Origin of the sequence: Variovorax sp. KBS0712 (assembly GCF_006323185.2) — a bacterium.
Classification (GTDB): domain Bacteria; phylum Pseudomonadota; class Gammaproteobacteria; order Burkholderiales; family Burkholderiaceae_C; genus Variovorax; species Variovorax boronicumulans.
Map to the genome: position 1 here is coordinate 521,898 of NZ_VCCD02000003.1, position 15,632 is coordinate 537,529.

Here is a 15,632-nt window from a genome sequence, read left to right on the forward strand (position 1 = left end):
ACCCCTCGAAACTTCACGAGGGCCTGCCACGCAAGCAAGAGACAAGCGACACGCACATGGCCACCCCCACTCCCAGCCCTTCCACGTCCAACGGTCCCGTCACCTTCCAGCGTCAAGGCGACGTGTGCGTGGTGACCATCGACAACCCGCCCGTCAACGCCCTGGGCGTGGACGTGCGCCGCGGCCTGGCCGCCGCCATCGACGCGGCCGAGGCCGACAGCGGCGCCAAGGCGGTGCTGATCGTCGGCGCGGGCCGCAACTTCATCGCCGGCGCGGACATCCGCGAGTTCGGCCAGGCGCCGCAGCAGCCCTCGCTGCCCGAGGTCTGCCTGAAGATCGAGAACTGCACCAAGCCGGTGGTCGCCGCCATTCACGGCGCGGCGCTCGGCGGCGGGCTGGAAATTGCCCTGTCGGCGCACTACCGCCTCGCCGCGCCCACCGCCAAGCTCGGCCTGCCCGAAGTAGCGCTGGGCCTGCTGCCCGGCTCGGGCGGCACGCAACGCGCACCGCGCCTGATCGGCGTGAAGCCCGCGCTCGAACTGATGCTCAGCGGCCGCCATGCGGGCGCCAAGGAAGCGCTGACGCTCGGCCTCGTGGATCGCCTCGGCGCTGAAGCCGATGCCCGCGCCGAAGGCCTCGCCTACGCGCAGGAACTGGTCGGCGCCAATGCCCCGGTGCGCCGCACGCGCGACGCCGCCGGCCTGGCCGACAAGGAAGCTGCCCGCGCCGCCCTCGAGGCCGCGCGCGCCGACACCGCCAAGAAGAGCCGCGGCCTGTTCTCGCCGATGAAGATCGTCGAAGCGGTCGAAGGCGCGCTCACGCTGCCTTTCGACGAAGGCATGGCGCTCGAACGCCAACTGTTCCTGCAGTGCATCGACAGCCCGCAGCGCGCCGGCCTGATCCACGCCTTCTTCGCCGAACGCGAAGTGCTGAAGGCGCCCGAGACCCGCTCGGCCAGCCCGCGCGCGCTCACCTCGGCCGGCATCGTCGGCGGCGGCACCATGGGCGCGGGCATTGCCGTGGCCATGCTCGACGCAGGCCTGCCCGTGACCATGGTCGAGCGCGACGAGCCCAGCCTGGCGCGCGGCCGTGCCCACGTCGAGAAGGTGTACGACGGCCTCATCGCCAAGGGCCGCATGACGCCCGAAGCCAAGGCCGCCGTGATGGCGCGCTTCTCGGGCTCGACCAGCTACGACGCCTTCGCGAATGTCGACATCGTGGTCGAGGCCGTGTTCGAGGAGATGGGCGTCAAGAAGGCCGTGTTCGCCGAACTCGACCGCGTGTGCAAGAAGGGCGCCGTGCTCGCCACCAACACCTCGTACCTGGACATCGACGAGATCGCCGCCAGCATCTCGCGCCCTCAGGACGTGGTGGGCCTGCACTTCTTCTCGCCCGCCAACATCATGAAGCTGCTGGAGATCGTGGTGCCCGCCAAGGTGAGCGCCGACGTGGTCGCCACCGGCTTCGAGCTCGCGAAGAAGCTCAAGAAGGTGCCCGTGCGCGCCGGCGTGTGCGACGGCTTCATCGGCAACCGCATCCTGGCCGTGTACCGCCAGGCCGCCGACCACATGATGGAAGACGGCGCATCGCCCTACGACATCGACGCGGCCGTGCGCAACTTCGGCTACCCGATGGGCCCGTTCCAGGTGTCCGACCTGGCCGGCGGCGACATCGGCTGGGCCACGCGCAAGCGCAAGGCCGCCACGCGCGACCCGCAGGCGCGCTACGTGCAGGTGGCCGACCGCATCTGCGAACGCGGCTGGTTCGGCCAGAAGACGCAACGCGGCTACTACCTGTACCCCGAAGGCGCGCGCACCGGCGTGCCCGACCCCGAGGTGCTGGCCATCATCGACGCCGAGCGCGTGCGCGCCGGCATCACGCCGCGCGCCTTCACCGAAGAAGAAATCATGCGCCGCTACATGGCCGCCATGGTCAATGAAGGCGCCAACGTGGTGCTGCAGCGCATCGCGCTGCGCCCGCTCGACGTGGACGTGACCTTCCTCTATGGCTACGGCTTCCCGCGCCACCGCGGCGGCCCCATGAAGTACGCCGACACCGTGGGCCTGCCCAAGGTGCTCGCCGACATCCGCGAGTTCGCCAAGGCAGACCCGATTTTCTGGAAGCCGTCGCCGCTGCTCGTGGAGCTGGTCGAACGCGGCGCCGATTTCGCCAGCCTGAATCAATCCGAGTAACCGTTAGAGCCCACCGTCCAGGAGACAAACCCATGCGTGAAGCCGTCATCGTTTCTACCGCCCGCACCCCGCTCACCAAGGCGCACCGCGGCGAATTCAACATCACCTCCGGCGCCACGCTGGCCTCGTTCGCGGTGAAGGCCGCGGTCGAGCGCTCGGGCCTGGACCCGGCCCTGATCGAGGACGCGATCCTCGGCTGCGGCTACCCCGAAGGCACCACCGGCCGCAACATCGCGCGCCAGTCGATCATCCGCTCGGGCCTGCCGATCAGCATCGCCGGCACCACCGTGAACCGCTTCTGCGCCTCGGGCTTGCAGGCGATCGCCATGGCCGCCGGCCGCATCGTGGTGGACGGCGCGCCGGCCATGATCGCGGGCGGCGTGGAAAGCATCTCGCAGATCCGCGGCCGCAGCCCCGGTGACGGTGGCGACCTCAGCCTGGACCCGTGGATCGTCGAGCACAAGCCCGAGCTCTACATGGCGATGATCGACACCGCCGACATCGTCGCCAAGCGCTACAACATCAGCCGCGAAGCCCAAGACCGCTTCTCCGCCGAGAGCCAGCGCAAGACCGAAGAAGCGCAGCTGGCCGGCCGCTACAAGGACGAGATCGTGGCCTGCACCACCACGATGGCCGTGACCGACAAGGAGACCAAGGAGGTCACCCACCGCGAAGTCACCGCCACGGAAGACAACTGCAACCGCCGCGGCACCACCTACGAGGCGCTGGCCAAGCTCAAGCCCGTGATGGGCGACGACAAGTTCATCACCGCCGGCAACGCCTCGCAGCTGTCCGACGGCGCCTCGGCCTGCGTGATGATGGAAGCCAAGGACGCCGAGCGCGCCAACCTGAAGCCGCTGGGCGCGTTCCGCGGCCTGGCGCTGGCCGGCTGCGAGCCCGACGAGATGGGCATCGGCCCGGTCTTCGCCGTGCCCAAGCTGCTCGCGCGCCACGGCCTGAAGGTGCAGGACATCGACCTGTGGGAACTCAACGAAGCCTTCGCCTCGCAGTCGATCTACTGCCAGGAAAAGCTGGGCATTCCGTCGGAGCGCCTGAACGTGAACGGCGGCGCGATCTCCATCGGCCACCCCTTCGGCATGACCGGCGCGCGCCTCACGGGCCACGTGCTGCTCGAAGGCAAGCGCCGCGGCGCCAAGTACGCCGTGGTCACGATGTGCATCGCCGGCGGCATGGGCGCCGCGGGCCTGTTCGAAATCTACTGATTCATTGAGGAGTCCGCGATGGACCTGAACTTCACGACCGAAGAAGAAGCCTTCCGCAGCGAAGTGCGCACCTTCCTGGCGAACAAGCTGCCCGCGCGGCTGTCCGACAAGGTGCGCAGCGGCAAGATCCTGGAAAAGGCCGACATGCAGGAATGGCACGCCATCCTGAACGAGCGCGGCTGGCTCGCCAACCACTGGCCCGAGCAGTACGGCGGCCCGGGTTGGACCGCGGTCGAGAAGTTCATCTTCGAGAACGAATGCGCCCTGGCCTTCGCGCCGCGCATCGTGCCCTTCGGCGTCAACATGCTGGGCCCGGTGCTCATCAAGTACGGCAACGAAGCGCAGAAGCGCTACTGGCTGCCACGCATCCTGAGCGGCGCCGACTGGTGGTGCCAGGGCTACTCGGAACCCGGCGCGGGTTCCGACCTGGCCGCGGTGAAGACCACGGCCGTGCGCGGCATCGACGCGCAGGGCGACCACTACATCGTGAACGGCCAGAAGACCTGGACCACGCTGGGCCAGCACGCCAACATGATCTTCTGCCTGGTGCGCACCAACCGCGAGGCGAAGAAGCAGGAAGGCATCAGCTTCCTCTTGGTCGACATGACCTCGCCCGGCGTGGAAGTGCGCCCGATCATCACGCTGGACGGCGAGCATGAAGTCAACGAGGTGTTCTTCTCCGACGTGCGCGTGCCCGCCGAGAACCTCGTGGGCGAAGAGAACAAGGGCTGGACCTGCGCCAAGTACCTGCTGACCTACGAGCGCACCAACATCGCGGGCGTGGGCTTCTCGGTGGCCGCGCTCGAACAGCTCAAGGGCATCGCCGCCTCGCAGACCAAGAACGGCAAGCCGCTCGCCGAAGACCCGGCCTTCGCGGCACGCCTGGCGCGCGTCGAGATCGACCTGGAGAACATGAAGACCACCAACCTGCGCGTGATCGCGGCGGTGGCCGGCGGCGGCGTGCCCGGTGCGGAAAGCTCGATGCTGAAGATTCGCGGCACCGAGATCCGCCAGGAAATCTCGTCGCTCGCGCGCCGCGCCATGGGCGTGTACGGCCGTCCCTTCGTCGCCGAAGCGCTGCAGGACGGCTACACCGAGAACGGCGGCGAGACCTTCGGCCCGGCCTACGCCAAGGCCGCCGCCTCGCGCTACTTCAACAACCGCAAGCTGTCGATCTTCGGCGGCTCGAACGAAATCCAGAAGAACATCATCTCCAAGATGATCCTTGGCCTGTAAGGAGAGACGCAATGAACTTCGAACATTCCGAAGACCGGCGCATGCTCGCCGACAGCCTGAACCGCTTCATCGCCGAGCAGTACGCCTTCGATGCGCGCGACCGCATCGCGAAGTCGGCGCACGGTTTCAGCAAGGAGATCTTCCAGAACTTCGCCGAGCTCGGCGTGATCGGCGCGCTGTTCAGCGAGGCCGATGGCGGCTTCGGCGGCAGCGGCTTCGACATCGCCGTGGTCTTCGAAGCCCTGGGCCGCGGCCTCGTGGTCGAGCCGCTGCTAGGCGCCGTGATGGTCGGCGAGGCGATCAGCGCCGCCGGCAGCGACGCGCAGAAAGAGAAGATCGGCGACATCGTCAACGGCGTGACCGTGGCGGCCTTTGCACACGATGAAGCCGACACGCACTACGAACGCACGCGCGTGGCCACGACCGCCGAACGCCGTGGCGACGGCTGGGTGCTCAAGGGTGCCAAGGCCGTGGTGCCGCAAGGCGAGCAGGCCGACCTGTTCCTGGTCTCGGCCCGCACTTCGGGCAACGTGGACGACGAAGCCGGCATCTCGCTGTTCCTCGTGCCCGCCAAGACCGCCGGCCTCACCGTGCGCGGCTGCCCCGCGATCGACGGGGGCCGCGTGGCCGAACTCACGCTCGACGGTGTGACGCTCGGCGCCGACGCGCTGCTGGGCGCCGAAGGCCAGGGCGCGGCCACGCTGGAACGCGCCATCGGCCGCGGCGTGCTCGCGCTGTGCGCCGAAGCGCTGGGCGCGATGGAAGCCGCCAAGACCGCCACGCTCGAGTACCTGCGCACGCGCAAGCAGTTCGGCATCCTCATCGGCAGCTTCCAGGCCCTGCAGCACCGCATGGCCGACCTGCTGCTCGAGATCTAGCAGGCCCGCTCGGCCGTGATCAACGCCGCCGCCGCCATCGACGGCAGCGACCGCGTGGCGCGCGAGCGCGCGCTGTCGGCCGCCAAGTTCAGCATCGGCCGCATCGGCGCGTTGGTGGCGGAAGAAAGCATCCAGATGCACGGCGGCATCGGCATGACGTGGGAGCTGCCGCTGCCCCACTACGCCAAGCGCCTCGTGATGATCGACCACCAGCTCGGCGACGAAGACCACCACCTGCAGCGCTACATTGCGCTCGGCAAGGAGCTGGCAGCATGAGCGACAACAAGACCGTCCTGATCAGCCAGGAAGGCGCCGTCCGCATCCTGACCAACAGCAACCCGGCCGCGCGCAACGCGATCACGCCGACGCTGTACGCAGAGCTGTCGGCCGCGCTCACCGACGCGCAGAACGACCCCGAGGTGGGCGCCATCGTCTTCACCGGCGCGGGCGATTTCTTCTGCTCGGGCGGCGACCTGAACCTGCTGGCCAAGCGCCGCGAACTGCCCGAGGCGGAACGCCGCGAGAAGCTCGAAGGCCTGCACGACCTGATCCGCGCGATCCGCGACTGCGGCAAGCCCGTGATCGCGGCGGTCGAAGGCGGCGCGGCCGGCGCGGGCCTGTCGATGGCGCTGGCCTGCGACATGCTGGTGTCGGCGCGCGATGCGTTCTACACGGTGGCCTACGTCAAGGTCGGCCTCACGCCCGACGGCGGCGCCACGGCCTTCCTCGCGGAGTTCGTCTCGCGCCAGCTGCTCACCGAGCTGTGCCTCACCGGCGACCGCCTCACGGCCGAGCGCCTGCACGCGATGGGCGCGGTGAACCGCCTGACCGACAAGGGCGGCGCGCTGGCCGAGGCCATCGCACTCGCCGCCAAGGTGGCCAACGGCCCGCAGCGCGCCAGCGCACGCATCAAGACGCTGTGCCGCCAGGCGCACCGTGCAACGCTCGAGGAACAACTCGAGGCCGAAGCGGTCTACATGGTGGCGTCGCAGGCCGATGCCGAAGCCGCCGAAGGCATCGGCGCCTTCCTCGGCAAGCGCAAGGCCGACTTCGTCGCGTTGCGCCACGCACCCCAGCCCGACGCGTCCTGACGCGCCGCGCCCCTCCCCGCGTGTGCATGCCGATGCAGATGCGGGGGTCTTTCGTTTTCCTGGAGTTGTTCCCATGCCCTCGCTGAATTCCTCGCTGCCGCTCGCCGGCGTGCGCGTCCTCGATCTGTCCCGCATCCTTGCCGGCCCGTGGTGCGGCATGGTGCTGGCCGACATGGGCGCCGAGGTGATCAAGGTCGAGCACCCGGGCCGCGGCGACGACACGCGCGACTGGGGCCTGCGCGTGGGCAAGACCGAAACCGCCTACTTCAACAGCGTCAACCGCAACAAGCGCTCCGTCACGCTCGACCTGCAGACGCCCGAAGGCCAGCAGATCGCACGCGACCTCGCCAAGCAATGCGACGTGGTGATCCAGAACTTCAAGTTCGGCGGCATCGACAAGCTGGGCCTGGGCTACGAACAGCTGCGCAAGGAGAACCCGGGCCTGATCTACTGCTCGATCTCGGGCTACGACCGCACCGGCCCCGAGGCCGCACGCCCCGGCTACGACCTCGTGGTGCAGGGCGAGGCCGGCCTGATGGCGCTGAACGGCGAAGCCAACCAGCCGCCGCTGAAGTTCGGCGTGGCCGCCGTCGACCTGTTCACCGGCATGTACTCGGCGCAAGCCGTGCTGGCCGCGCTCTACCAGCGCGAGAAGACCGGCACCGGCCGCCACATCGAGATGGCGCTGTTCGACTGCGGCCTGATGATCACCGCCTACTACGGCCTCGAAGCGCTGCTGATGGGCGAAGACCCGCCGCGTTATGGCAACTCGCATCCGTCGATCGTGCCCTACGGCGTGTTCGACGCGGCCGACGGCCCCCTGGTGATCACCGTGGGCAACAACGCGCAGTTCATGCGCTTCTGCACCGAAGTGATCGAGCGCCCCGACCTCGCGGCCGACGAACGCTTCAAGACCAACATCCTGCGCTCGGCCAACCGCGCCGCGCTGCTGCCCGAGCTGAACGCCGAACTCGCGAAGCGCCCGCGCGCCGCGCTGCTCGAAAAGCTCAACGCCTCGGGCATTCCTTGCGGCGAGGTGCTGGGCCTGCTGGAAGCGCTGAACTCCCCGCGCGCGACCGACGCCGGCCTGGTGACCAAGCAGCCGCACCCGGTGGCCGGCGAGGTCAATGTGCTGGCGCCTCCCTACCGTTTCGATGGCGAGCGCCTGCCCGTGCGCAGCGCGCCGCCCACTTTGGGCGAAGGCACGCACGACGTGCTGAAGTCCCTGCTCGGCCTGTCGGATGAAAAGCTGGCAGCGCTGAAAACGAACGGCGTCGTCTGATCGCACACAGCGAAGACAACGCCCGCATCCCTGAAGAGAAGTCCATGGCCTTTCCGTTCCTTAGCTCCCCCCGTAATCCCGTGCGCCGCGCCCTGATCGCGCTGGCCCTTCCCCTTCTCGCAGGCAGCGCCTTCGCCCAGGCCTGGCCGACCAAGCCGATCACGCTGGTCGTGCCCTTCCCGCCCGGCGGCCCGACCGACGTGGCCTCGCGCATCGTGGCGCAGAAGATGTCGCTCGCGCTCAAGCAGAACATCCTGGTCGACAACCGCAGCGGCGCCTCGGGCACCATCGGCGCGGCCTTTGCGGCCAAGGCGGCACCCGACGGCTACACCTTCGTGATGCTGGCCACGCCGACGCTGCTGGCCTCGCACCTGTACGGCACCGTGCCCTACGACATCTTCAAGAACTTCACGCCCGTGGGCACGGTGTACGACCTGCCGATCGTGATGGTGGTGAACCCGAAGGCGCTGCCCGGCGTGAACGGCCTGCAGGACCTGATCGCCAAGGCCAAGGCCGACGGCGGCAAGCTCAACTACACGACCGCCGGCGCCGGCAGCTTCGGCCACCTGACGACCGAGCAGCTGAAGAACATCGGCAAGTTCGAGATGCAGCACGTGCCCTACCGCGGCAGCGCCCCGGCCGTGACCGACCTCATCGGCGGCCAGGTGCCGGCGATGTTCTCCGACCTCGTCGCCGTGATCCCGCACATCCGCGCCGGCACGCTGCGCCCGATCGCCGTGGGCTCCGGCAAGCGCGTGAGCCTGCTGCCCGACGTGAAGACCGTGGCCGAGCAGGGCTTCCCCGGCTTCGACGCCACCTCCTGGGGCGGGCTGCTGGCCCCGGCCGGCACGCCGAAGGACGTGGTGGAGCGCATGAGCGCCGAGCTGAAGAAGGCGCTGGCCGACAAGGAAGTCGGCGAGAAGCTGCAGAGCGTGGGCTCCTTCGCGGCCTACGGCACGCCGGAACAGACCGCCACGCGCATGCGCCAGGACTTCGAGCGCTGGGGCAAGGTCATTCGCGACAACAAGATCACGAACCAGTAAGACACGGCCTCCGTCCGCAGCCGGCAAGACCCCTCAAGGAGACAACATGACAACAGGCAACGACAAGAACAACCCCACGGGAACGGCCGGCGCGCCGTTCCGCCCCCTGTTCCCGGTGCGCGGTCTCGCCGACATCCGGCGGCTGGAAGAAACGCCGCTCGAAGAAGCGCTCACGGTGCGCAGCACCTACGAGCTCTTCCGCAATTCCGGCGCAGCCTTCGGCAACAAGACCGCGCTGACCTTCCTGCGCAGCGGCAACCCGGCGGATGAACCCATCCGCTGGTCGTATGCGCAGCTGCTCGCGGGCATCCACCAGACGGCCAACCTGCTGCACACGCTGGGCGTGGGGCCTGACGATGCAGTGGCGGTGCTGCTGCCCGGCTGCCTCGAGTACCACCTGGCGCTCTGGGGCGGCGAGGCGGCCGGCATCGTGCAGCCGCTGAACCCGCTGCTCACCGACGAGAAGCTGGTCGCGCTCATGACCGCGGGCCGCGCCAAGGTGCTCATCGCCTACGGCTCGGACAGCGAATCGGGCATGTGGTCGAAGGCGATGCGCCTGCGCGGCCAGGTGCCCACGCTCACCACCGTGCTGCGCGTGGCGCCGCACGACGAGGCACCGGGTTCTGCGGGTGCGTTGCCCGAAGGCGTGGCCGAGTTCGACGTGCTGCGCGCCGCGCAACCGAGCGACCGCCTCGTGAGCGGCCGCGACATCGCGCCCACCGACATCGCCGCCTACTTCCACACCGGCGGCACCACGGGCGCGCCCAAGCTCGCGCGACACAGCCACGGTGCGCAGGTGTTCACCGCCTGGACCAGCGTGCAGCTGGCGGGCATGAACGAACAGGGCATCTCGATCAACGGCTACCCGCTGTTCCATGTGGCGGGCGTGCTGCCGGCCTCGCTCTCGTCGCTGTCGGCGGGCGTGGAGGTGATCATTCCGACGCCCTCGTTGCTGCGCAACAAGGAGGTGCTGGCCAACTACTGGAAGCTGGTCGAGAAGTACCGCCCCACCTCGCTGTCCGCCGTGCCCACGGTGCTGGCCGCGCTGGCCAACGTGCCGCTGGACGGCGCCGACATCTCCTCCATCACCTACTGCCGCACCGGCGCCGCCGTGCTGTCGCCCGAGCTGGCCGCGCGCTTCGAGCGCCTGTTCGGCCTGCATGTGCACGAGAGCCTGGGCATGACCGAGATGGCCGGCATCTCGACCATCACGCCGCCCGGCGTGAACGGGCCCGCGGGCTGCGTCGGCTTTCGGCTGCCCTATGCGCAGGTGCGCATCGTGGCGCTCGACGAGAACGGCAACGCCAGCGACCGCGAAGTGGCGCAGGGCGAGACCGGCATGGTGCTGTTCAAGTCGCCCAACGTGTTCTCGGGTTTCGTCGATCCGGCCGACAACGCCAAGGCCTTCACCGCCGACGGCTGGCTCGCGACCGGCGACCTGGGCTGGATGGACGCCGAAGAGCGGCTGCACCTCACGGGCCGCTCGAAGGACCTGATCATCCGCAGCGGCCACAACATCGACCCCAAGACCATCGAAGACGCGCTGGGCGCGCACCCCGCCGTGCAGCTGTGCGCCGCCGTCGGCGCCCCCGATGCCTACGCAGGCGAACTGCCCGTGATCTTCGCGACGCTGGTGCCCGGCGCCTCGGCCACCGAAGACGAGCTGCTGGCTTTCACTTCTGCACGCGTCGACGAGGCGCCCGCGCGCCCCAAGTGGGTGTCGGTGATCGCCACGATGCCGATGACCAACGTCGGCAAGATCTACAAGCCCGAGCTGCGCGCCATGGCCGCGCGGCAGGTGGTGGCAGCCACGGTCGCCGAGGTCTGCGCCGCACTCGGCGTGGGCGATGCAGCGCGGCCCGCGGTGAGCACCGAAGGCGAAAGCCTCGTGCATGTGCAGATCGACGCTGCCGCAGCGGGCGCGCAAGCCGCGGCACTGCAGGAGCGGCTGCACAAGGCCTTGGAGCCCCTGCCCTTCAAGACGCGCATCGCGCTGAAGTGATCTTGATCTGCTTCTTCTTCGACACGATTTTCTGAAACCGAACGGGAGACAAACCATGACCCATCAACCCTCGACCCGCCGCGCCCTGCTGTGCGCTGCAGCCTCGACCGCCGCGCTGTTCGCGCTGGCCTCCGCGCATGCGCAGGCGCCCTATCCGAACAAGCCGATCCGCCTCGTCGTGCCCTTCCAGGCCGGCGGCGCGACCGACGTGCTGGCGCGCGTGCTGGGCCAGAAGATGTCGGCCAGCATGGGCCAGCCCATCGTGGTGGACAACAAGCCCGGCGCGGCCGGCATCATCGGCACCGACACGGTCGCCAAGGCCGCGCCCGACGGCTACACGATCGTGCTGTCGCTGAGCAACTCGCTCATGACCAACGAGTTCCTCTACGAGAAGCTGCCCTACGACACGCAGCGCGACCTCACGCTGGTCTACCAGATCGCGATGGCGCCGCTGGTGCTCGTGGTGCACCCCAGCGTGCCCGCCAAGACCGGCCCCGAGCTGCTGAAGTACGTGGCCGCGAACAAGGGCAAGGTGGCCTACGGCTCGTACGGCGTGGGCGCCTACCCGCACCTGGCCGGCGCGCACATGAGCCTCACGCAGCAGGCCGACATGAACCACGTCGCCTACAAGGGCGAGGCACCGATGGTGCAAGACCTCATCGGCGGCCAGATCCAGATGGCCTACGCCAGCGCGCTCGCGGCCAAGCCGCACATCGACGCCGGCAAGCTCAAGGCCGTCGGCGTGACCGGCGAGCGCCGCATGAGCACGCTGCCCAACGTGCCCACGCTGGCCGAGCAAGGCCTGAAGGACGAGGCCTACCGCGTGACCGGCTGGCTCGCCGTTGCCGCGCCCGCCAAGACGCCCAAGGCCATCGTCGACCGCATCGCCGACGAAGTGCGCAAGGCCACGCAGCAGCCCGACGTGCGCGAGCGCGTGGCGGCCATGGGCTTCGAGATCAAGGACAGCTCGCCCGAGCTCTTTGCCGCGGCCTGGAAGCAGGAGCGCCCCGTGTGGGAGCGCCTGATCAAGCAGTCGGGCGCCAAGCTCGAGTAACCCCCTTTCCCATTTTTGTCATTCAAGAGGAACAGCCATGAAAGTTCTGGTGCCTGTCAAACGGGTCGTCGATTACAACGTGAAGGTGCGCGTCAAGAGCGACGGCACCGGGGTGGACATTGCCAACGTCAAGATGAGCATGAACCCCTTCGACGAGATCGCTGTCGAAGAAGCGGTTCGGCTGAAGGAAAAGGGCATCGTGACCGAAGTCATCGCCGTCTCGTGCGGCGATGCCAAGTGCCAGGAAACCCTGCGCACCGCGATGGCCATCGGCGCAGACCGGGGCATCCTGGTCGAGACCGCTGAAGAACTGCAACCGCTGGCCGTGGCCAAGCTGCTGAAGGCGCTGGTCGACAAGGAACAGCCCCAGCTGATCATCCTGGGCAAGCAAGCCATCGACGACGACGCCAACCAGACCGGCCAGATGCTGGCTGCGCTGGCCGACCTGCCCCAAGCCACCTTCGCCTCGAAGGTCGACCTCGCAGCCGACAAGGTCACCGTCGCACGCGAAGTCGACGGCGGCATGGAAACGCTGACGCTCACGCTGCCCGCGGTCATCACGACCGACCTGCGCCTGAACGAGCCGCGCTACGTCACCTTGCCCAACATCATGAAGGCCAAGAAGAAGCAGCTGGACACCTTCAAGCCCGAAGACCTGGGCGTGGACGTGAAGCCCCGCCTGAAGACCCTCAAGGTCAGCGAGCCCCCGAAGCGTGGCGCCGGCATCAAGGTGCCCGACGTCGCCACCCTGGTGGACAAGCTCAAGAACGAAGCCAAAGTGATCTGAGGAAGAAACGAACATGACCGCACTCGTCATTGCCGAACACGACCACGCCAGCATCAAGCCGGCCACCCTCAACACCGTGACCGCAGCCCTGGCTTGCGGTGGCGACGTCCACATCCTCGTGGCCGGTGCCAACGCAGCGGAAGCCGCCAAGGCCGCCGCGCAGATCGTCGGCGTTTCCAAGGTGATCGCCGCTGATAGCGCATCGCTGGCCGAAAACCTCGCCGAGAACGTCGCAGCGCAAGTGCTGGCGATCGCCGGTAACTACAGCCACATCCTGTTCCCCTCGACCGCCAACGGCAAGAACGTCGCACCGCGCGTGGCTGCCAAGCTCGACGTGGCGCAGATCAGCGACATCACCAAGGTCGAGAGCCCCGACACCTTCGAGCGCCCGATCTACGCCGGCAACGCCATCGCCACCGTGCAGAGCACCGACGCCACCAAGGTGATCACCGTGCGCACGACCGGCTTCGACGCCGCAGCCGCCACCGGTGGCAGCGCCACCGTTGAAACGGCTGAAGGCGTCGCCGACAGCGGCAAGAGCGCCTTCGTGGGCCGTGAAGTCACGAAGAGCGACCGGCCCGAACTGACGGCAGCCAAGATCATCGTCTCGGGTGGCCGTGCCCTGGGCAGCGCCGAGAAGTTCACCGAAGTGATGACGCCGCTGGCCGACAAGCTGAACGCGGGCCTCGGTGCCAGCCGCGCTGCAGTGGACGCGGGCTACGCACCGAACGACTGGCAAGTGGGCCAGACCGGCAAGATCGTCGCGCCGCAGCTGTACATCGCCGCGGGCATCTCGGGCGCGATCCAGCACTTGGCCGGCATGAAGGACTCGAAGGTCATCGTCGCGATCAACAAGGACGAAGAGGCGCCGATCTTCTCGGTGGCCGACTACGGTCTCGTGGCCGACCTGTTCACGGCCGTGCCGGAACTCGTGACGACGCTGTAAGCGGCTGCGACGATGAAGACCCGCATCACCGAACTGCTCGGCATCCGCTACCCCATCATCCAGGGCGGCATGCAATGGGTGGGCCGCGCCGAGCTGGCCGCGGCCGTGTCGAACGCCGGCGGCCTGGGCATTCTCACGGCGCTCACGCAGCCCACGCCCGACGACCTGCGCAACGAGATCGCGCGCACGCGCACGATGACCGACAAGCCCTTCGGCGTGAACCTCACGATCCTGCCGGCGGTGAAGCCGCCGCCGTACGCCGAGTACGTGCAGGCCATCATCGACAGCGGCGTGAAGATCGTGGAGACCGCGGGCAACAGCCCGAAGGACTTCATCGAGGCCCTGAAGCGCCACGACGTGAAGATCGTCCACAAGTGCACCTCGGTGCGCCACGCACTCTCGGCCGAGCGCAACGGCGTCGACGCGGTGTCCGTGGACGGCTTCGAATGCGCGGGCCACCCGGGCGAGGACGACGTGCCCGGCCTCGTGCTGCTGCCGGTGGCGGCGCGCAAACTGCGCATTCCGATCATCGCGTCGGGCGGCATCGCCGACGGCCGCGGCATGGCCGCCGCGCTGGCGCTGGGCGCCGAGGGCATCAACATGGGCACGCGCTTCTGCGTGACCCAGGAAGCGCCGATCCACGACAACATCAAGCAGGCGCTGGTGGCCGCGACCGAGCGCGACACCAAGCTGATGTTCCGCACGCTGCACAACACGGCGCGCGTGTTCCGCAACGCGATCTCCGAAGAAGTGGTGGCCACCGAGCGCCGTCCCGGCGGCTGCGAGTTCGAGGACATCCGCCCGCTGGTCGCCGGCGCACGCGGCCGCGCGGCGTTGGAGTCGGGCGAGGTGCACAACGGCGTGGTCTCGGCCGGCCAGTGCATCGGGCTGATCGACGACATCCCGACCTGCGCGGAACTGCTGGAACGCATGGTGCGCGAGTGCCGTGAGCATCTGGACCGGGCGCGGTCCTGGATGGACTGAGTCTTTCCACTCGCCTTTTGGGGGGCGTTCACGCCGACGGGGTACCTTGCTCCGCGAATGTCCCCCGGCCAAGCAAGTAGCGCCCGCTGCCACACATTCATGTCGAACACTAAGGGCTTTTGGTTGCCTGCGTGGGGGCAATATTTACTGCCGCTCTGGTCCCCTTGAGTCGACAACCTATCCGGCTACAGTCGGCCAATAGCTGGCGGTCGCCGTAGCTGGCCCAGCTTCAACTAATGTGTAAGCGACCATCTCTGCCGCAAGCGGCTTGATTGCCTAGGACATCAGACATAACACGCAGGGGGAATTGAATGGGTCTAGATATCAAACTAGTCGTTGAGTCGTCTGATTCCGGCTCGTTCTCTAGTCCGAGCGGGATTGCGTTCTTTTCCCCCCCACGTGACACTGAGACGTTCATTGCGTTGGCAGGGATGTGGGAGAAACCCTGCTTTATCCCCGCAAGAGGTTTCCCGGACCCGGCTTCATCAATGGCGGTGGCGCACTATGGACGGGTCATTGTGGATACTGTCGAGGATGCCGATGGTTGGGGCACTGCGACGATTTCACGGGAGCTGGCCAATGAATGCCTTGAGTCGAAGCGGAGTCATGCATTGGACTACATCGGGGAATGGATATCAGCTCCACAGTATGCATATCCTGGCTGGCTTTTCCTCCATGAGTTGAAGAGTGCGCTCGAGTTCTCGGGGATTGAGACATCCCGGCTATCCAACGACTTTCAATTTGCAATCGACCTAATGAAAGGCATCGAGATACGTGGAAGCTTTTCTCGAATGGTATTTTGGTTTGATTACTAACAACCGTGACTGAGGCAATCTCCCGGAGCGCCTCAGTTGTCGATGCCAGCGGCAACAAGATGGCCACTCTAGTCGCCGCCATCCGGCCAAGACCTGTCG

The 15,632-nt window shown here is 67.8% G+C and carries 11 protein-coding genes and 1 pseudogene; all 12 read left to right on the top strand.

The window, feature by feature from the left end:
• Nucleotides 1-56: 56 nt before the first annotated feature.
• The 12 genes and pseudogenes from FFI97_RS27210 to FFI97_RS27265 all read left to right on the top strand — a co-directional run bounded on the left by FFI97_RS27210 (nt 57) and on the right by FFI97_RS27265 (nt 14,718).
• Nucleotides 57-2,192, top strand: a complete 2,136-nt coding sequence (locus tag FFI97_RS27210; protein WP_139701429.1) for a 3-hydroxyacyl-CoA dehydrogenase NAD-binding domain-containing protein — start codon at nt 57-59, stop codon at nt 2,190-2,192.
• Between the two features lie 32 nt (nt 2,193-2,224).
• The gene (locus FFI97_RS27215; protein ID WP_062478557.1) at nt 2,225-3,415 is read left to right on the top strand and encodes an acetyl-CoA C-acyltransferase; all 1,191 of its coding nucleotides are present in this window, start codon (nt 2,225-2,227) and stop codon (nt 3,413-3,415) included.
• Nucleotides 3,416-3,433: 18 nt separating this feature from the next.
• Nucleotides 3,434-4,651, top strand: a complete 1,218-nt coding sequence (locus tag FFI97_RS27220) for an acyl-CoA dehydrogenase family protein (RefSeq protein WP_139701430.1) — start codon at nt 3,434-3,436, stop codon at nt 4,649-4,651.
• An 11-nt stretch (nt 4,652-4,662) separates the two neighbouring features.
• A pseudogene (locus FFI97_RS27225) lies at nt 4,663-5,805 on the top strand (acyl-CoA dehydrogenase family protein).
• Nucleotides 5,802-6,620, top strand: a complete 819-nt coding sequence (locus FFI97_RS27230; protein WP_139701432.1) for an oxepin-CoA hydrolase, alternative type — start codon at nt 5,802-5,804, stop codon at nt 6,618-6,620. Before FFI97_RS27225 ends, FFI97_RS27230 begins: the two are co-directional and overlap by 4 nt.
• A 73-nt stretch (nt 6,621-6,693) precedes the next feature.
• Nucleotides 6,694-7,902, top strand: a complete 1,209-nt coding sequence (locus FFI97_RS27235) for a CaiB/BaiF CoA transferase family protein (protein WP_139701433.1) — start codon at nt 6,694-6,696, stop codon at nt 7,900-7,902.
• Between the two features lie 44 nt (nt 7,903-7,946).
• A complete protein-coding gene (locus tag FFI97_RS27240) occupies nt 7,947-8,945 on the top strand; it encodes a Bug family tripartite tricarboxylate transporter substrate binding protein (RefSeq protein WP_062478541.1) in 999 nt (332 codons plus the stop codon).
• A gap of 46 nt (nt 8,946-8,991) precedes the next feature.
• The gene (locus FFI97_RS27245; RefSeq protein ID WP_139701434.1) at nt 8,992-10,947 is read left to right on the top strand and encodes an acyl-CoA synthetase; all 1,956 of its coding nucleotides are present in this window, start codon (nt 8,992-8,994) and stop codon (nt 10,945-10,947) included.
• A gap of 55 nt (nt 10,948-11,002) precedes the next feature.
• Nucleotides 11,003-12,001 carry a Bug family tripartite tricarboxylate transporter substrate binding protein gene (locus tag FFI97_RS27250; RefSeq protein WP_139701435.1) on the top strand — a complete coding sequence of 333 codons (999 nt, stop codon included), beginning with the start codon at nt 11,003-11,005 and terminating at the stop codon, nt 11,999-12,001.
• Between the two features lie 37 nt (nt 12,002-12,038).
• On the top strand, nt 12,039-12,788 hold the full coding sequence (locus FFI97_RS27255) for an electron transfer flavoprotein subunit beta/FixA family protein (RefSeq protein WP_070060185.1): 750 nt from the start codon (nt 12,039-12,041) through the stop codon (nt 12,786-12,788).
• Between the two features lie 13 nt (nt 12,789-12,801).
• Entirely contained in the window at nt 12,802-13,734 is a 933-nt protein-coding gene (locus tag FFI97_RS27260) for an electron transfer flavoprotein subunit alpha/FixB family protein (RefSeq protein ID WP_139701436.1), read from the top strand.
• Nucleotides 13,735-13,746: 12 nt separating this feature from the next.
• Complete coding sequence (locus FFI97_RS27265) at nt 13,747-14,718, top strand: NAD(P)H-dependent flavin oxidoreductase (RefSeq protein ID WP_139701437.1); 972 nt, start codon at nt 13,747-13,749, stop codon at nt 14,716-14,718.
• Nucleotides 14,719-15,632: the final 914 nt, after the last annotated feature.